Here is a 16,871-nt window from a genome sequence, read left to right as displayed (position 1 = left end):
GAACTGTTCACGTTTTGCATAGGAGGGGAAAACGTTGAAAATCCATATCGTTCAAAAAGGCGATTCACTCTGGAAAATAGCTGAAAAATACGGAGTTGATGTTGAGGAAGTGAAAAAACTCAATACGCAGCTCAGCAATCCAGATTTAATTATGCCTGGGATGAAAATAAAAGTGCCGTCTGGAGGTGTTCCGGTCAGAAAAGAGATAAAAGCTGGCAAAAGTCCGGCGGCATCCGGGAATGAGAAGAAAGAACACCCATATTCCAAGGAGAAGCCTAAATCCGTTGTCGACGTAGAAGACACAAAACCGAAAGAAAAGCAGTCAGTTCCTTTTGTCCCGCCGATGCCGAATTTGCATGATAATGTGTATCCTGAAGCTGATGTAAACGATTATTATGATATGAATCAGCTTTTTCAGCCTTGGTCACCTCCTAAACCGGAGGAGCCTAAAAAGCATCATGACGGAAATATAGATCATATGTATCACATGCAAGATCAATTTCCACAACAGGAGGCAATGAGTAATATGGAAAATGCAAATTATCCGAATATGCCTAATACGCCTAAAGCGCCAGATGTAGGCGGTCTGGAAGAAGAAAACATCCACCACACTGTTCCGAATATGCCGGCAGTTCAGCCATATTATCCGTATCCAACCCATTTTGTACCATGTCCGGTTCCTGTCTCACCGGTTCTGCCTGGTTCCGGCCTGTGCTACCCATACTATCCTGCACATGCATTTCCGATGCATCAGCCTTATGGCTATCAGCCAGGTTTTGCTTCACCTTCGCAATATGATCCGGGTAAATATGATAACCAGCATCATGAAAACAGCCATCACGGGCATTACGGATATCAGCCTTCGCACGGCGCGCCTCAATATGCATCGCCGGCTTATGGATCTCCTTATGGGCATATGCCATATGGTCCTTATTATGGCGCTCCTCAAGTGATGGGTGCTTATCAGCCAAATATGGCGCATGGTTATATGCCGCCATTTAAGGATCATGATGATTGCGGGTGTGACGATGATCAGCAGCCATACTTCTCAGCACCTGGTTATCAGGGAGGCGCATATGGAACGCCTTATATGCCTTACGGAGGAGCAAATCCGAATCCGTATGGAGCCGGAACATCCATGCCAAATCAGCCTTCAACAAATCAGATGTTTGGACGGCCGGAAGAAGAAAGTGAATGATTGCTCGGGACGATGTAAATCGTTCCTTTTTTTAGTTATTGTTTTGTACAAGACGAATGGTCATAACTGACACGCTTAACATATCTCCCTCATGCGCATGATAAAAACGAGCACAACATGCTCAATCAGTCCTCGGGGGGTTTTTCCATTGGGTAGAAAGTTAACAATTGCAGGTCTCATTTTGATGACAGCCGGATTAACAGCATGCGGCGCAAATAATGATGCCCTTAATGATACGCGTAATAACGGTAATAACGGTAATACCCGTCCAATCGGATATTATACAAATGAGAACGACGCTGACAGACAGGGAGACGGGATGGATCACGACGGCCCGGTCTCTGAATTGATGGAAGACCAGAACGGCCAGAACGGCCGTGACCGAAACACAACCAATGTAAACGACCGTGTTACTGCCGATGATCGCGTCCCATTGACAACAGACGGAACATATAACAACACTAATAACAGAAACATGAACCGAAATGGGACGAACAACAACGGGTATGACAACCAAGAGAACAGAAGACTTGCCGCAAAAATCGCCAATCGTGTGAAACAAGTCAAAAACGTCAATGACACACAAGTCATGGTTACGGATGACAAAGTCGTCATCGCAGTCAGAAGCCACGCTGATTTCACAAAGTCTGACAGGCAAAATGTCACAAAAGCCGCACGAAACTATGCGGATGGCCGTGACATTCAAGTATCTACAGATAAAGGACTGTTCACAAGACTTCATAAAATGAACAGACGCTAGGACTAAGAAGGCTGCCGGAGAGTGATTCCCGGCGGTCTTTTTCTTTACAACGGTTTGCAATACCCATTAAAGTGTACATAGAAATATCAAGGAAGGTGAAAGCATGGCTGGCCATTCTAAATGGAAAAACATACAAAAAAGAAAAAATGCGCAAGATGCAAAGCGCGGTAAAATATTTATGAAGCTTGCTAAAGAAATCTATGTGGCTGCGAAGCAAGGCGGAGCCGATCCTGAAGCAAATTCAGCATTGCGGCTTGTAATTGAAAAAGCAAAAGGCGCCAATATGCCAAATGAAAATATAGACCGTGCCCTTAAAAAAGCCGCAGGAAGCCAGGACGATAGCAGCTATGAGGAAATCACCTATGAAGGCTACGGCCCATCAGGGGTTGCCGTCATGGTGGAGTGCTTAACTGATAATAAAAACCGTACGGCGACAAATGTGCGGACAGCTTTCAATAAAAACGGCGGAAGTCTCGGAGAAAGCGGATGTGTAGCATTTTTATTTGAACGGAAGGGATACATTGCAATTGACCGTACAGAGCGGCAAATAGAAGAGGATGAACTGATGCTTGATGTCATAGAAGCGGGCGGCGAAGAGCTGCGGACAGAGGATGAATACTTTGAAGTATTATCAGCGCCTGAACATTTTGAAAAGGTAAAAGCAGCACTTGAAGCGGATTATCCAGTCGATTCAGCTGAGGTGACCATGATACCGAAAACATATGCAGACGCTGATGACGAGGCTGTTGAAAAACTGGAAAAATTGATCGATTCGCTTGAAGACGATGATGATGTTCAGGCAGTGTATACCAATTATCAGTAATATGAAAAGACCGGCGCAAAGTGCTCTCAGGCCGGTCTTTTTTCATCTTAGGAGACGTGCTCTTTTTCGTGTGTGGATTCTTTCTCCCAGAAATCAGCGTTTTTGATGCCGAGAGTTTTAGGATCAAAGACTGGATCTAACCCTTGTTTCTTCTGTTGCTCATAATCCTTCAACGCAATAAGCGCTGGCTTGGCGAGCAAAACAATGGCAATGACGTTCAGCCAAACCATAATGCCAAGTCCCGCGTCACCTAGAGCCCAAGCGAGTGTAGCGGTTTTGACCGCACCGTAGAATGTCGCGGCTAAAATGATCAGTTTTAAGCCAAGCATAGCCCACTTGCTTTCTCTGCCTCTCGCTAAATACGCGATATTTGTTTCAGCGATGTAGTAATAAGCCATAATGGTTGTAAAAGCGAAGAAGAACAAAGCAATAGCGACAAAGCCTGCACCAAAGCCGGGCAGCACACTGTCAATGGCGGCCTGAGTGAAGCCCGGTCCAGCTTCTACGCCTTTCAGGTGATTGACAATAAATGATCCGTCGGCAGCCTGTGTATTGTACATACCGGTAAATAAAATCATGAATGCAGTAGCGGAACATACAAATAAAGTGTCGATATAAACAGAAAATGCCTGAACCAATCCCTGCTTTACTGGATGGGACACCTCTGCAGCGGCAGCGGGATGAGGGCCTGTTCCTTGGCCGGCTTCGTTTGAATAAACGCCACGTTTGACGCCCCATGAAATGGCCATGCCGATGAGGCCGCCGAATGCGGAATCTAACGCAAATGCACTTCTGAAAATCAAAGAAATCACAGCAGGCAGTTCAGAAATATTCATCACAATGATGATCAGGGAGAGCAGAATGTATCCGACTGCCATAAACGGGACAATCATTTGTGCTGCACTGGCAATACGTTTTACACCTCCGAAAATGATAAAACCTAATAAGAGAACAAGAAAACAGCCAGTAATGGCAGGAGATATGCCGAATGCATTTTGGACGCCCGCTGCAATGGAGTTGGACTGGACCCCTGGCATAAGGAGAGCCATTGCAATCAGTGCCGCAGCCGCAAATAAAACAGCAAACCACTTAATGCCTAATCCTTTTTCTATATAATAAGCGGGTCCGCCTCGATATTGGCCGCCTTGTTTCACTTTATAAATTTGGGCAAGAGTAGATTCAACAAAGGCGCTCGAAGCACCGATAAAAGCAATGGCCCACATCCAGAACACCGCGCCGGGTCCGCCGAAGGCAATTGCTGTTGCCACACCTGCAATGTTTCCGGTTCCCACCCTGCCGGACAGCGCGATTGATAATGCTTGAAAAGAAGATACCCCTGCCTCTGAGCTCTTTCCTTGAAACATCAGCACAATCATTTCTTTGATGTGTCTGACTTGTAAAAAACGGGTCACAATAGAAAAGATCAAACCAATTCCTAATAAAGTATAAATGACGGGTGTACTCCATAAGACCGCGTTTAAACTAGCAACAAAATCTGCCATCAAGCTTCCTCCTCATGTCGTTTCGATTTCATTTTATAAAGAGGATTTTGGGTTAATTGAACTATTTTTACAATCAATCTGTCACATTATATAACGTGTAATGATCATAAGAGGGGAGAATGGGGTGAAAAAAAGCGCAGCGTATGAAGTATGCCGCGCTTCTGTTTAAAAAGGCATGTCACCAATTGTAAACAGTCCTAGAGAAATAAATAGCCAAGCTCTGCCGTTGCGCATATAAAAGGCAAGGCGATAAGGATCATTCATCACCTTACCTCACTGATGCTTGCGGCGGCTCCTCACGAATCCAATGATCATCCTTTCGCCAATCATAAGTTTCATCGATATCAAGATGTAAAGTCTGGCCGCCGATTTTTACTGTATTGTTGTTCAACCACTTAACAGCTGGTCTGCTGTCAGGATAATTCCAGTAGATTGTTTTTTTGACAAGTGTTTTTTCATTCACGAGTTCGCCTCTGGCGGCATCTAAGCCTAAGGTATTATTGGATACATAAGTGTTTAGCGTATAGCTTCCGTCCGGAGATTCCACTGATTGTACAAGGCTGCCTTTCGGAACGTTTTTGAGTGAAAAAAACATCCAGTAAACGGCACCGCCGAAGAACAGAAGACATGAGAATATAACAAGAGGGACTTTACTGCGTGTTTTGAAGTGACTCTCTCCCTTTTTTCTCTCATCTTACCATATCAAGAATTTTATACGATCTTTACATTTCTTTAAAATTTCCTCAATAAAGTGCAGGTATGATAAAGGAAAATAGATAAAGGGTGGGGGAGACAGAAATGGAAAACACATATTGTCATTCCAGCGAAAAGAACTCAGAAGCGGTTTATTTGAGTGTGAGAGGATATCGCATCAAGCTGTCGCCTGAACAAATGAAATTGATTTCTGCTCTCAGAAAGTAAAAATAAAGTGATAAAGGCAGCCGCATAAGCGGCTGCCTTTTCTATGAAGAATATTTTCTTTTCCGTTGTGCTACGTGCTTCTGAAACCAATCTTTTTTATATAAAAAAGCGATAAGCTCAAGCCAAAAGCCCGGGATTTTTTTCGGGAAAATCGGCTTTTTATAAAGCATATGATACGCCGTTTTTAAATCGTCCCACTGTGTGCACGTTTTTGTCTGTTCAAATCTCGCGACATCAATGACCCGCACTGCTCCGGATTCTGTCAGAATCAGATTGCGCAAATGAATGTCTGACGGGTTGAGACCGGCTGCACGGGCGTCAGAAAGTGCGTCCTCTACCTGCTGAATCATATCGTCGCTGATCGCGATGCCTTTTTTCAGGCAGTTGTAAAAAGTATCGCCTTTAATATATTCCATTAAAATAAATGAATCACCAGTTTCATAAATGTCAGGGTAGAATGCGGATCCGGCTAATTTTTCATAAATCGCTGCTTCTTTGACGGCTGTCGCTTGATACTCCGGAAAGAATACCTTCAGCGCCATTTTTCGGTCACCTTCTGTTATGGCAAACACATAGGCGCTTCGTCCCTTGCCGATTAATGTCAATTCCTCGGGTTTCTCTTTGACTTTATCAAATCTGCTGTTTTGGCGGTATATGACTGAATGGGCCAGTGCCTCTGCTTTTGTCAGCATTTCATTCACCTTCTTTGCTCTATTTTATGCAGTTGTTTATAGGAAAATCCAAAACTGTTCAGGAAAAAGAGCCTAAATATAGTGTATCTGGTCTTGGGAAAGAAGGCTACCTATAAGCTTTGATTGTGATAAAAGAGACATGAAAACGTTTATGCCACTCCTTGAAAAGCGCTTACAAATGGGATACTATTAATTTGAAATAAAGCGCTTTCGTAAACTTTCAAGGGGGAACACGCTATGACGAAACAGATGGTGACAGGAATTATCGGTGCAGGGCGCATCGGCAAACTTCATGTTCAAAATATACATCGGATTCCTCATATGAAAATAAAAGCGGTTTCTGATATTTCTGCAAGCTGTTTACAGGATTGGGCCGCCAGTCACCACATTGAATACATAACCGCTGACTATAGAGATTTATTACTTGATCCTGATATTGACGCTGTTTTTATCTGTTCGCCAACAAACACACATACGCAAATCATCAGAGAAGCAGCTGAGGCGAAAAAACATATTTTTTGTGAAAAACCAATTAGTTTTTCTCCCGATGAAACGAAGGAGGCACTTGCGGCTGTCCGGAAACATGGGGTTAAACTGCAAGTCGGATTTAACCGCCGTTTCGACCCTCATTTTAGGAAAATCAAAACCATTGTCTCAAATGGTGAAATCGGCACGCCTCATTTATTAAAAATTACGTCACGGGACCCTGAACCGGCGAATGTTGATTATGTCCGCACATCAGGCGGCTTCTTTATCGATATGTCGATTCATGATTTTGATATGGCCAGATACATCATGGCAAGTGAAGTGACGGAAGTGTATGCAAAAGGAGCGGCTTTGGTGAATCCGTCCTTTGCAGAGCTGGGGGACATTGATACGGCTGTCATTACCCTGACATTTGCAAACGGTGCCATGGGTGTGATAGACAACAGCCGTCAAGCTGTGTACGGATATGACCAGCGTGTCGAGGTTTTCGGCACGAAAGGCTCGGCAGCAGCGGACAATAGCAGGCCGACGACGGTAGAAGTGTCGACCGCTGACGTTGTCATGAAGGATAAACCGCATTTCTTTTTCCCTGAACGCTATAAGGAAGCCTATGTAGAGGAGATTCTTCAGTTTGCAGAAGCCATCCAAACAAATCGAGAGACTGCCTGCACTGGCGATGACGGCTTTCAGGCGGAACGAATAGCAAGGGCGGCTCAGCAGTCGCTCGCTTTAGGCATGCCTGTCACCATTGAACATACTGAAAAAATTGTTTTTTAATATTCAGAAAGAAAGGGTTACAATACAGCAAGCTTGGGTATATACATTCCATTGATACTTTAGAAAAAGTAGGCGGTGGAAATCATGAATACAGCACATGCTAAAGGAAATGCTCTGAACAAAATTGGGATTCCTTCTCACATGATTTGGGGTTATATTGGTGTGGTCATCTTTATGGTTGGAGACGGACTTGAGCAAGGATGGCTGTCTCCTTTTCTTGTTGATCACGGTCTCAGTATGCAGCAATCTGCTTCTCTATTTACGGTGTATGGCATTGCGGTCACGATTTCGGCTTGGCTATCAGGAACCTTTGTCCAGACTTGGGGGCCAAGGAAAACGATGACGGTCGGTTTACTAGCTTTTATCCTCGGTTCAGTTGCTTTTATCGGCTGGGCGATTCCTCATATGTACTATCCGGCTCTCTTGGGCAGCTACGCGCTTAGGGGCTTGGGATACCCGCTGTTTGCATACTCGTTTCTAGTATGGGTATCATACAGCACCTCTCAGCAAATCCTTGGTAAAGCCGTCGGATGGTTTTGGTTTATGTTCACGTGCGGCCTAAACGTGCTTGGGCCGTTTTATTCAAGCTATGCGGTTCCGGCGATTGGAGAAATCAATACGCTTTGGAGCGCTCTCTTATTTGTGGCAGCAGGTGGAGTTCTCGCATTGTTTTTTAATAAAGATAAATTTATGCCTGTACAGAAACAAGATCAGCCGAAGTGGAAAGAGCTGTCGAAGGCATTTACAATTATGTTTGAAAATCCTAAAGTCGGCATCGGCGGCGTGGTCAAGACAATTAATGCTCTCGGACAATTCGGATTTGCGATATTTCTTCCGACATATTTAGCGCGTTACGGCTATTCTGTTTCAGAGTGGCTGCAAATTTGGGGAACGCTGTTTTTTGTCAACATTGTATTTAACATCATTTTCGGCGCAGTCGGAGACAAACTGGGCTGGCGAAATACAGTCATGTGGTTCGGCGGTGTCGGCTGCGGTATTTTTACACTGGCGCTTTATTACACGCCGCAATTGATCGGCCATCAGTACTGGGTGCTGATGATCATTGCCTGCTGCTACGGTGCGGCACTGGCCGGATATGTTCCGTTAAGCGCGCTTTTGCCGACGCTTGCGCCTGATAACAAAGGTGCTGCCATGTCCGTGTTAAATCTGGGGTCGGGTCTATGCGCCTTTATTGCTCCCGGCATCGTGAGCCTTTTTATCGGACCGCTTGGCGCAGGCGGCGTGATATGGATTTTTGCGGCATTATATTTTCTCAGTGCTTTCCTGACACAGTTTCTGACGATTTCGGAACGAAACGCCGATATGTATCCAGAAGAACGGCTTGTCAGGAAAAATGTGCAAACAAATTTTGAGAAAACGGTTAAGCAGTAGCCTCTTTGGTCAGACTAGTCGTAAACGTGCGCAAAGAGGTGTAAAAGGTGAAACGGTTTAGCACTGCGTATCTGTTGCTGGGTTTATTTTGCTCAGCCGCAGCTTTTGTAATGGGTGCTCCCAGCGCGTTAGGGGCAGAAGTGGAGCACTATGAACCGCTGCAGGTACATGTGCAGCTTGAAAAAGTGTATTTGGATGGAGAGGTCAGCATCGAGCATAAGCGTGAAAAGGTGCTCTCCATGGATGACTTTTGGGCGGATTATGCGGGATGGACGCTGGTCGAACATAAAAATGGGTACGTTCTATTTCGGAAGCAGGTGGACGATATTTCTCCGCTCAGCAAGGTGAATGGGTATATCGGCGTTTCTGACAGCGGAGTGATTTCCACCTTTCATGGACGGCCGGAGTCGGATGCTGAACCCATTCAATCTTTTTTTCAAATTGACTTAGAAAGACTGGAGAGCCATATGCAAAAAAATCTCGAAAAAGGCATTCCGTTTCGGACGAAAGCGGAGTTTCAAGATGTCATAGAACATATCAAGACGTACAGCGGGTGACCACTGCTGATTGAAGACATGTGCTCATGTCTTTTTTTTCGTGGAACAATGAAAGACAAGCGAACATATGTTAACTTTTCATTAAGCCTTTGGCTGTTTTTATGGTACAATGAAGAACAGTCAAAGAGGTGAATGTTCGTGATCGAATTTGTTAAAGGGACGATTGATTATGTTTCTCCCCAATATATTGTGATAGAAAACGGCGGCATCGGCTATCAGATTTTTACGCCAAATCCGTTTATATATAAGGAGAGAAGTCAAGAAACCATTTTTACGTACCATCATGTAAGAGAGGATGCGTTTTTACTATACGGCTTTTCAACAAGGGAGGAAAAAGCGCTCTTTACAAAGCTGTTAAATGTGACCGGTATCGGTCCAAAAGGGGCACTCGCCATTCTGGGCTCAGGTGACCCGGGAGCGGTCATTCAAGCAATTGAAAATGAAGATGAAGCCTTTTTAGTCAAGTTCCCAGGCGTCGGCAAAAAAACTGCGCGCCAGATTATCCTTGATTTAAAAGGAAAGCTGGCTGACGTCGTGCCTGAAATGATTGAGAACCTGTTCAATCATGAAGAAAGACTTGATAAACAAACGGCAGAAACGGCGCTTGAAGAAGCAATCGAGGCCCTCAGGGTACTCGGTTATGCCGAAAAAGAAATCAAAAAGATACTTCCTCACTTAAAAGAGGATATTGGTCTGACAACAGACCAATACGTAAAAAAAGCATTACAAAAACTATTGAAGTAAGGTGATGTTCATGGATGAACGGCTCGTCTCAAGTGAAGCAGACAACCATGAATCAGTGATAGAGCAAAGCCTGAGGCCTCAGCGCCTGGTTCAATATATCGGGCAGCATAAGGTAAAAGAGAATTTGCGTGTTTTTATAGATGCCGCAAAAATGAGACAGGAAACGCTTGATCACGTTCTTTTGTACGGTCCGCCTGGGCTCGGAAAAACGACGCTTGCTTCCATCGTTGCCAACGAAATGGGAGTGGAGTTGCGGACCACTTCGGGCCCTGCGATTGAAAGACCGGGTGATTTGGCTGCGATATTAACGGCGCTCGAGCCGGGGGATGTATTATTTATCGATGAGATACATAGGCTGCACAGATCGATTGAAGAAGTGCTTTATCCGGCAATGGAAGATTTTTGTCTTGATATTGTCATTGGAAAAGGGCCTTCTGCCCGTTCAGTCCGTCTTGATCTTCCGCCTTTTACATTGATCGGCGCCACGACAAGAGTAGGGCTTTTGACGGCGCCGTTAAGAGATCGATTCGGCGTTATGTCGCGGCTTGAGTATTATACGCAAGAAGAGCTGGCTGATATTGTTACGAGAACGGCTGATGTGTTTGAGGTTGAAATTGATCAGCCGTCAGCGCTTGAGATTGCCAGAAGATCAAGAGGAACGCCGCGGGTGGCGAACCGCCTGCTGAGAAGGGTCCGGGATTTTGCACAGGTGTTAGGCGACAGCCGGATTACAGAAGAGATTTCTCAGGACGCTTTGGAGCGGCTTCAAGTTGACCGTCTCGGCTTGGATCACATTGATCACAAGCTGCTGATGGGAATGATCGAAAAATTTAACGGCGGTCCAGTGGGGCTAGATACGATTTCAGCCACGATTGGCGAAGAACCGCATACGATTGAAGATGTGTACGAACCGTATCTTCTGCAAATCGGTTTTATCCAGAGAACGCCGCGGGGAAGGATCGTCACACCGGCCGTTTATCATCATTTTCAAATGGAGGCTCCCCGATATGACTGAATTTCCTAAGATCATTATGATTCTTGGTGCTGTTTTGCTTATCATCGGAGCAATTTTGCATTTTGTTGGCAAGATGCCGGGAGATATTTTTGTGAAAAAAGGAAATGTCACGTTTTTCTTCCCGGTTGTCACTTGTATTATCATAAGTGTGGTATTATCAATCTTGCTTAATCTTTTCGGCAGAATGAAATAACAAAAGACTAGAATAAAGGTGAAATTATGAAAGTTGATTTATTTGATTTTGAACTTCCGGAATGTTTAATTGCACAGGTGCCATTGGAACAGCGTGACGCTTCAAGGCTGATGGTGCTTGATAAACATACAGGAGAGCTGACAGACAGCTCGTTTAAACAGATTATCAGTTTCTTTAAAGAAGGGGATTGTCTCGTCCTGAATAATACCCGCGTTTTGCCTGCCCGGTTATTCGGAATAAAAGAGGATACAGGGGCAAAAGTAGAACTGCTTTTGCTGAAACAGGAAGCCGGTGACAGGTGGGAAACACTCGTCAAACCGGCAAAACGGGTAAAAAAAGGAACCGTTGTAACATTTGGAGACGGTAGATTAAAAGCTGTCTGCACGGAAGAGCTGGAGCATGGCGGCAGAAAAGTTGAGTTCCATTATGACGGTATTTTTTATGAGGTGCTGGAATCACTCGGAGAAATGCCGCTTCCGCCATATATTAAGGAACAGCTTGATGACAGAGAACGCTACCAAACGGTGTTTTCAAAAGAAATCGGATCTGCCGCTGCTCCTACAGCCGGCCTTCATTTCACGGAAGACATTTTACAGCAGCTAAAGGACAAAGGCGTTCAAATTGAGTTCATCACACTGCATGTCGGTCTCGGAACGTTTCGTCCGGTCAGTGCCGATGAAGTGGAAGAGCATAATATGCATGCAGAGTTCTATCAAATGTCAGAAGAAACGGCCGCGGCTTTAAACAGCGTAAGGGAAAAGGGCGGACGCATTATTTCTGTCGGCACGACCTCAACCCGCACGCTTGAAACGATTGCCGGTGAACATGATGGGCGATTTAAAGCATCAAGCGGATGGACATCTATTTTTATTTATCCAGGCTATGAATTCAAAGGCATTGACGGAATGATTACAAACTTCCATCTGCCGAAATCGTCATTGATTATGCTGGTCAGTGCGCTTGCAGGCAGAGAAAACGTCCTGCGTGCGTATAACCATGCGGTTGAAGAAGAATACCGTTTCTTCAGCTTCGGCGACGCAATGCTGATTATATAACTTGAGAACAGGAGGCCTCATAAAAAGTGGCTGAACAACCAATACGCTATGAATTTATAAAAGAATGCAAACAAACAGGGGCGCGCCTGGGCAGAGTGCATACTCCCCATGGCTCCTTTGAAACGCCTGTTTTTATGCCGGTCGGCACACTGGCGACAGTTAAAACAATGGCGCCTGAAGAGCTAAAGGCAATGGACGCTGGTATCATTTTAAGCAACACATATCACTTATGGCTCCGCCCGGGGCACGATATTGTAAAAGAAGCTGGCGGACTCCATAAATTTATGAACTGGGACCGCGCAATTTTAACAGATTCAGGCGGTTTTCAGGTCTTTTCATTAAGCAAGTTTCGTAATATAGAGGAAGAGGGCGTTCACTTTCGCAATCACCTAAATGGGGATAAGCTGTTTTTATCCCCGGAAAAAGCGATGGAGATCCAAAACGCACTCGGCTCTGATATTATGATGGCATTTGATGAATGCCCTCCATATCCGGCAGAATACGATTACATGAAACGGTCAGTTGAGCGGACAAGCCGCTGGGCCGAACGTTGTCTGAATGCCCATGCCCGTCAGGACGAGCAAGGCCTGTTTGGTATTGTTCAAGGGGGAGAATACGAAGATTTGCGTACACAAAGCGCGAAAGACTTGATTTCCCTTGATTTTCCGGGATATGCTATAGGTGGATTGTCCGTGGGTGAACCGAAAGACGTTATGAATCGGGTGCTTGAATTTACGACTCCGCTTTTACCGAAGGATAAGCCGAGGTATCTGATGGGAGTTGGTTCTCCAGATGCTCTGATTGACGGAGCGATCCGCGGAGTAGACATGTTTGACTGTGTGCTGCCTACCCGTATTGCACGGAACGGCACGGTGTTTACTGCTGAAGGCCGGCTCAATATGAAAAACGCAAAATTTGAGCGAGACTTCCGTCCGATTGATGAAGAGTGTGATTGCTACACATGCAAAAATTACACACGGGCGTATATCAGACACTTGATTCGCTGCAATGAAACGTTTGGACTCCGATTAACAACTTACCATAACCTTCATTTTCTGTTACACTTAATGGAGCAGGTAAGACAGGCTATTCGCGAGGATCGTCTGGGTGATTTCAGAGAAGAGTTCTTTGAGCGTTACGGCTATAATAAGCCAAATGCGAAAAGCTTCTAATATAAAAAGCCATAATGGCAAGTTTGTTTCAGAAAGGGGGGGAAAAGATGACAGGTACTTTAGGTACAATCGTTCCTATTATTTTAATGTTTGCGGTTCTTTATTTCTTGCTGATCCGTCCACAGCAGAAGCAGCAGAAAGCTGTGCGTCAAATGCAGGAGGAACTGAAAAAAGGCGATTCAGTCGTGACAATCGGTGGATTGCACGGTACAGTTGACTCTATCGACGAAAGCAAAGTCGTCATTAAGACTGGTGATAACACACGTCTTACTTTCGACCGCCGCGCGATCAGAGAAACTTCTGCTGCTGAATAACAGCAGGAGTTCATACATAGCAAACAAAAAAGAGCGGGTAGCCCCCGCTCTTTTTTTATGAGGAAGATCTGCTTCCTCTCAAATTCACTCCGAAAATACCGCCAAGCATACATACGCCTAAAAACCCAAGATGGAAGAGCAATTGTTCTACTGTAAATGTTTCTCCGAATCCTAAATATTGAAACAGTAAAATAATCAAGGAAAAGCTCAAAGCAGTCAATGCCCCAATCAGCCAGCCTCTTTCCTTCCCTTTCCCGCCAGATATGAATCCGCCGATAAACAAAGAAAGGAATGATACGGCGGTGATCAGCCAGTTGAATGATGATTCTTCAAGCGAGGTTGCTGTCAGTAAAAGTGAAACGGCTAAACTCGTTAGGAGCATGGCTGAAAATATGGCGATTAAGCCGTAGAGTATGCCTTTTCCAACTTGTTTCGTTTCCTCCATGAATTTCTCCTCCCTGCCTATCTATAAAGGCTTCTGTTCTTATTAAACAAAGCTTCAGACATGCTGATGGCTCGTCTTTGTAAAAATGTATTCCCTAGATCCGTGAATTAGACGTAAAAGCTTTATGAAATACGATCACTTTTTCTTACATAAATCGTTTGTTTTGTTGCATGCTATGATGAGTTGGAGGTGCATCATGGAAGAGCTTCTTACTATAACGTTTCGCACAGTCATATTATATTTTGTGATCCTGATTATTTTTCGTCTCATGGGCAAGCGGGAAATCGGAGAGCTTAGTATATTAGATCTTGTTGTCTTTATCATGATGGCTGAAATTGCCGTCCTGGCCATAGAAAACGTAGATGACCATCTGTTTCATACCATTTTGCCAATGCTTGTGCTAATGATGATCCAAGTGACGTTTGCATACCTATCCTTAAAAAACCGGCGTATTCGTCAGCTGCTTGACGGCAAGCCGACCATTATCATTAAATACGGAAAAATTGACGAAGACGCTATGAAATCACAGCGTTATAATTTTGATGATTTGATGGTTCAGCTTAGAGAAAATAATGTCGAAAGAGTAGCTGATGTATCATTTGCTATATTAGAGCCGTCAGGCAAATTGACTGTCGTAAAAAAACAAAAAGATGATGAACATAGACAGCTGGAGATGCCGCTTATCATTGACGGTGACATTCAAACTGAGAACCTGGCTCGGATCGGCAAAGATAGCAAGTGGCTGGAGGAGAATTTATTGAAACAGGGATACACGAGTTCTTCAGGTATATCATTTTGTTCGTTTACTGACGGTGAATTTTTTATTGATGAAAAAGATGGGCACCGCCCCTGACTTCATCGGACGATCAGGCGTCCGATAACAGGGATGCGGCGAAGCTCATCTTTTTTGATTAAACGGAAGACGAGCAGCAAGATGATATAGAAAACAGCACTGATCGCAATCCATCCGGCAACATTCACAGCCTCCGACTCTCCGAAGCGCACATATTGTTTGACAGCAGTGCTGATGAACCCGCATATAAAAATAACCGCGAAGCAGAGCACGTACTCTTTTATTTTGATGCTGATTGGCAGCACCTTGCTCACTGTCGCTGCATGCAAAAGGGTGACGAGCACCATGCCCGTTACAATCGCTAATGCAGCACCCATGATGCCGAGAGACGGTCTCGTGGCAAGGACGAAAATGAGGCCTGTTTTCACAAGAGCTCCGATCAAGCTGTTCATCATTGCAGCCCCTGCTAAATTGAGCGCCTGCAGCACAGCCTGAAGCGGACCCTGAAAATAATAAAGCAGAAAAAACGGAGCCATGACTTTTATAAACACGGCTGCGCCTGAGGACCCATACATCACGCTCATCAGCTCATCCGCAAACACATATAAAATCACAACTGAAATGCCCCCGCTAAGCAGGCACAGCCGCATGGCCTGCTCCAATCGATATTCAACCACCTGAAGTTTTTTCTGTTCCATTCCTTCACTTATCGCAGGAACAAGCGCGGTCGACAAAGAATATGTAATAAAGCTGGGCAGAGTCAGCAGCGTCATGGCAAAGCCGGTCAGTTCCCCGTATTGCTTTGTTGCCGCAACTGTCGCCACTCCGGCAATTGCAAGGCTTTGTGCTACAACAATGGGTTCAAAAAACCATGAAAGGTTGCCGATAAAACGGCTGCCGGTTGTAGGAAGGGAGACACTCATTAATTGGGAAAAAGTTTCTTTTCCATTTTTAATCGATTGAAAAAAATGTTTTCTGATTTTAATTGTCTTTTTGAATTTAAAACAAATGAATAAATAAACGAGTGACGCCAGCTCTCCAGCAACTGAAGAAAGCATGGCTCCCGCTGCGGCATATTCAATTCCGTAAGGGAGAAAAATCGTCGTGCATACAGCCACGAGAGAAATACGGATGACTTGTTCTAGGACTTGTGAAACGGCAAGCGGGTTCATATTTTGTTTTCCTTGAAAATACCCTCTCAGCACACTGGATATGGCGATAATCGGCACGACCGGAGTAATGGCCAAGAGGGGATACAGCGTCCTCTGATCTGTCAGCATGGTTTCCGCCATGACCGGGGCGAAAAATAAAAACAACGGTGTGAAAATCAGGCTGAGAATCCCAGTGATGGTAAGAGACATGACTAAAATATTTTTCGTTTTTTGATGATCTCCGCGTGCGCTGGCTTCAGCGACTAGCTTACTGATTGCGACGGGAAGACCGAATTGAGTTAATGTAGTGGCTAAGAAAAAGGTAGGAGCTGCCATCATATAGAGCCCGACCCCTTCCTCGCCTATGAAACGGGCGATGACCACCCGGTTGACAAAGCCGAGCATTCTTGTGACCATCCCTGCTGCGATAAGGATAAGAGTGCCCTTTAAAAACGTCTGTTTCGCCATTTTTACCCCCTGCCTTCTCAAACTACCTGGAATCATATACAATAAAGATATGCGTATATATCGTCCAAGCATGACAAGTCTTCTTGAAAAACAATAAAAAAGGAGCGTGGAATTCGTGGATAAGCATCCAGCCGACCTATATAAAGACCACGTAAGGCCGTTTCTTTACAGCAAACTGGAAGAGTTTAAGATTCTGGGATATGATGATGTTGAACTCGATAGTTTGTGGTCATACTTAAAAAACAAGAAGTGGAAAAAGAAATCGGAATTGCACATCTATGAGCTGACAAGGGATATTTTATCAGTAAAAATTGGAGAATTTATGAACTATGCAACTGTTGAGTCATTTAAAACGTCTAATTGGCTGGGCAGTGAAGAAGGTCAGGAAGCATTAGAAGAACTACTGAGGTAGC

At 44.7% G+C, this 16,871-nt stretch carries 20 protein-coding genes; 15 read left to right on the top strand and 5 right to left on the bottom strand.

Going from position 1 to position 16,871, the window contains the following annotated elements:
* Positions 1-34: 34 nt before the first annotated feature.
* The 3 genes from safA to HC660_RS13515 all read left to right on the top strand — a co-directional run bounded on the left by safA (position 35) and on the right by HC660_RS13515 (position 2,781).
* Entirely contained in the window at positions 35-1,198 is a 1,164-nt protein-coding gene (gene safA / locus HC660_RS13525) for a spore coat assembly protein SafA (protein ID WP_010335146.1), read from the top strand.
* A gap of 148 nt (positions 1,199-1,346) precedes the next feature.
* Positions 1,347-1,958, top strand: a complete 612-nt coding sequence (locus HC660_RS13520; RefSeq protein WP_010335145.1) for a spore germination protein SgpA — start codon at positions 1,347-1,349, stop codon at positions 1,956-1,958.
* 103 nt (positions 1,959-2,061) lie between these two features.
* Positions 2,062-2,781, top strand: a complete 720-nt coding sequence (locus HC660_RS13515; RefSeq protein WP_168748359.1) for a YebC/PmpR family DNA-binding transcriptional regulator — start codon at positions 2,062-2,064, stop codon at positions 2,779-2,781.
* A gap of 47 nt (positions 2,782-2,828) precedes the next feature.
* Here HC660_RS13515 and HC660_RS13510 read toward each other — a convergent pair whose 3' ends face one another.
* Together HC660_RS13510 and HC660_RS13505 are read right to left on the bottom strand one after the other, a co-directional pair.
* A complete protein-coding gene (locus HC660_RS13510) occupies positions 2,829-4,283 on the bottom strand; it encodes an alanine/glycine:cation symporter family protein (RefSeq protein WP_168748358.1) in 1,455 nt (484 codons plus the stop codon).
* Between the two features lie 268 nt (positions 4,284-4,551).
* Positions 4,552-4,878, bottom strand: a complete 327-nt coding sequence (locus tag HC660_RS13505) for a DUF5412 family protein (protein WP_229146615.1) — start codon at positions 4,876-4,878, stop codon at positions 4,552-4,554.
* Between the two features lie 203 nt (positions 4,879-5,081).
* Between HC660_RS13505 and HC660_RS13500 the strand changes: the two genes are divergently transcribed.
* On the top strand, positions 5,082-5,204 hold the full coding sequence (locus HC660_RS13500; protein WP_010335141.1) for a hypothetical protein: 123 nt from the start codon (positions 5,082-5,084) through the stop codon (positions 5,202-5,204).
* Between the two features lie 41 nt (positions 5,205-5,245).
* On the opposite strand, the gene HC660_RS13495 is transcribed toward HC660_RS13500, so the two are convergent.
* Positions 5,246-5,896 carry a phosphotransferase gene (locus tag HC660_RS13495; RefSeq protein ID WP_010335140.1) on the bottom strand — a complete coding sequence of 217 codons (651 nt, stop codon included), beginning with the start codon at positions 5,894-5,896 and terminating at the stop codon, positions 5,246-5,248.
* Positions 5,897-6,133: 237 nt separating this feature from the next.
* On the opposite strand from HC660_RS13495, the gene iolG reads away from it, so the two are divergent.
* From iolG to yajC, 9 genes are all read left to right on the top strand, one after another.
* Complete coding sequence (gene iolG / locus HC660_RS13490; RefSeq protein ID WP_168748357.1) at positions 6,134-7,159, top strand: inositol 2-dehydrogenase; 1,026 nt, start codon at positions 6,134-6,136, stop codon at positions 7,157-7,159.
* A gap of 84 nt (positions 7,160-7,243) precedes the next feature.
* The gene (locus HC660_RS13485; protein ID WP_168748356.1) at positions 7,244-8,551 is read left to right on the top strand and encodes an MFS transporter; all 1,308 of its coding nucleotides are present in this window, start codon (positions 7,244-7,246) and stop codon (positions 8,549-8,551) included.
* Positions 8,552-8,598: 47 nt separating this feature from the next.
* Positions 8,599-9,108 carry a sporulation cell-cell signaling protein BofC gene (locus HC660_RS13480; protein WP_168748355.1) on the top strand — a complete coding sequence of 170 codons (510 nt, stop codon included), beginning with the start codon at positions 8,599-8,601 and terminating at the stop codon, positions 9,106-9,108.
* Positions 9,109-9,246: 138 nt separating this feature from the next.
* A complete protein-coding gene (gene ruvA, locus HC660_RS13475) occupies positions 9,247-9,852 on the top strand; it encodes a Holliday junction branch migration protein RuvA (RefSeq protein WP_168748354.1) in 606 nt (201 codons plus the stop codon).
* A gap of 10 nt (positions 9,853-9,862) precedes the next feature.
* Positions 9,863-10,867, top strand: a complete 1,005-nt coding sequence (gene ruvB / locus HC660_RS13470; protein ID WP_010335135.1) for a Holliday junction branch migration DNA helicase RuvB — start codon at positions 9,863-9,865, stop codon at positions 10,865-10,867.
* Entirely contained in the window at positions 10,860-11,060 is a 201-nt protein-coding gene (locus HC660_RS13465; protein WP_010335134.1) for a DUF2905 domain-containing protein, read from the top strand. Before ruvB ends, HC660_RS13465 begins: the two co-directional genes overlap by 8 nt.
* 26 nt (positions 11,061-11,086) lie before the next feature.
* On the top strand, positions 11,087-12,115 hold the full coding sequence (gene queA / locus HC660_RS13460; protein ID WP_168748353.1) for a tRNA preQ1(34) S-adenosylmethionine ribosyltransferase-isomerase QueA: 1,029 nt from the start codon (positions 11,087-11,089) through the stop codon (positions 12,113-12,115).
* Positions 12,116-12,141: 26 nt separating this feature from the next.
* Positions 12,142-13,287 carry a tRNA guanosine(34) transglycosylase Tgt gene (gene tgt, locus HC660_RS13455; protein ID WP_168748352.1) on the top strand — a complete coding sequence of 382 codons (1,146 nt, stop codon included), beginning with the start codon at positions 12,142-12,144 and terminating at the stop codon, positions 13,285-13,287.
* Positions 13,288-13,334: 47 nt separating this feature from the next.
* Complete coding sequence (gene yajC, locus HC660_RS13450) at positions 13,335-13,601, top strand: preprotein translocase subunit YajC (RefSeq protein ID WP_010335130.1); 267 nt, start codon at positions 13,335-13,337, stop codon at positions 13,599-13,601.
* Between the two features lie 55 nt (positions 13,602-13,656).
* Here the strand turns inward: yajC and HC660_RS13445 are convergent, their stop codons facing one another.
* Positions 13,657-14,046, bottom strand: coding sequence for a TIGR04086 family membrane protein (locus HC660_RS13445; RefSeq protein ID WP_010335129.1), 390 nt, complete (start codon positions 14,044-14,046; stop codon positions 13,657-13,659).
* A gap of 196 nt (positions 14,047-14,242) precedes the next feature.
* Between HC660_RS13445 and HC660_RS13440 the strand changes: the two genes are divergently transcribed.
* Complete coding sequence (locus HC660_RS13440; RefSeq protein ID WP_168748351.1) at positions 14,243-14,899, top strand: DUF421 domain-containing protein; 657 nt, start codon at positions 14,243-14,245, stop codon at positions 14,897-14,899.
* 2 nt (positions 14,900-14,901) lie between these two features.
* Here the strand turns inward: HC660_RS13440 and spoVB are convergent, their stop codons facing one another.
* Positions 14,902-16,458 (bottom strand): stage V sporulation protein B, encoded by a 1,557-nt coding sequence (gene spoVB / locus HC660_RS13435; protein ID WP_168748350.1) that lies wholly within the window; start codon positions 16,456-16,458, stop codon positions 14,902-14,904.
* A gap of 115 nt (positions 16,459-16,573) precedes the next feature.
* On the opposite strand from spoVB, the gene HC660_RS13430 reads away from it, so the two are divergent.
* Positions 16,574-16,870, top strand: coding sequence for a post-transcriptional regulator ComN (locus tag HC660_RS13430; protein WP_010335127.1), 297 nt, complete (start codon positions 16,574-16,576; stop codon positions 16,868-16,870).
* Position 16,871: the final 1 nt, after the last annotated feature.

The sequence above is a fragment of the Bacillus mojavensis genome, from assembly GCF_012648005.1.
GTDB lineage: Bacteria > Bacillota > Bacilli > Bacillales > Bacillaceae > Bacillus > Bacillus mojavensis.
Note: the sequence above shows the minus strand (reverse complement) of the source record. Positions and strands in the feature narration are given on the sequence as shown.

Bases quoted from the DNA above. Each gene is read 5' to 3' on its own strand.
- spoVB (WP_168748350.1), bottom strand. From the start codon at position 16,458: ATGGCGAAACAGACGTTTTTAAAGGGCACTCTTATCCTTATCGCAGCA.
- HC660_RS13500 (WP_010335141.1), top strand. From the start codon at position 5,082: ATGGAAAACACATATTGTCATTCCAGCGAAAAGAACTCAGAAGCGGTT.
- iolG (WP_168748357.1), top strand. From the start codon at position 6,134: ATGACGAAACAGATGGTGACAGGAATTATCGGTGCAGGGCGCATCGGC.
- HC660_RS13465 (WP_010335134.1), top strand. From the start codon at position 10,860: ATGACTGAATTTCCTAAGATCATTATGATTCTTGGTGCTGTTTTGCTT.
- ruvB (WP_010335135.1), top strand. From the start codon at position 9,863: ATGGATGAACGGCTCGTCTCAAGTGAAGCAGACAACCATGAATCAGTG.
- yajC (WP_010335130.1), top strand. From the start codon at position 13,335: ATGACAGGTACTTTAGGTACAATCGTTCCTATTATTTTAATGTTTGCG.
- HC660_RS13510 (WP_168748358.1), bottom strand. From the start codon at position 4,283: ATGGCAGATTTTGTTGCTAGTTTAAACGCGGTCTTATGGAGTACACCC.
- HC660_RS13485 (WP_168748356.1), top strand. From the start codon at position 7,244: ATGAATACAGCACATGCTAAAGGAAATGCTCTGAACAAAATTGGGATT.
- HC660_RS13515 (WP_168748359.1), top strand. From the start codon at position 2,062: ATGGCTGGCCATTCTAAATGGAAAAACATACAAAAAAGAAAAAATGCG.
- HC660_RS13445 (WP_010335129.1), bottom strand. From the start codon at position 14,046: ATGGAGGAAACGAAACAAGTTGGAAAAGGCATACTCTACGGCTTAATC.
- HC660_RS13495 (WP_010335140.1), bottom strand. From the start codon at position 5,896: ATGCTGACAAAAGCAGAGGCACTGGCCCATTCAGTCATATACCGCCAA.
- HC660_RS13440 (WP_168748351.1), top strand. From the start codon at position 14,243: ATGGAAGAGCTTCTTACTATAACGTTTCGCACAGTCATATTATATTTT.
- HC660_RS13505 (WP_229146615.1), bottom strand. From the start codon at position 4,878: ATGTTTTTTTCACTCAAAAACGTTCCGAAAGGCAGCCTTGTACAATCA.
- queA (WP_168748353.1), top strand. From the start codon at position 11,087: ATGAAAGTTGATTTATTTGATTTTGAACTTCCGGAATGTTTAATTGCA.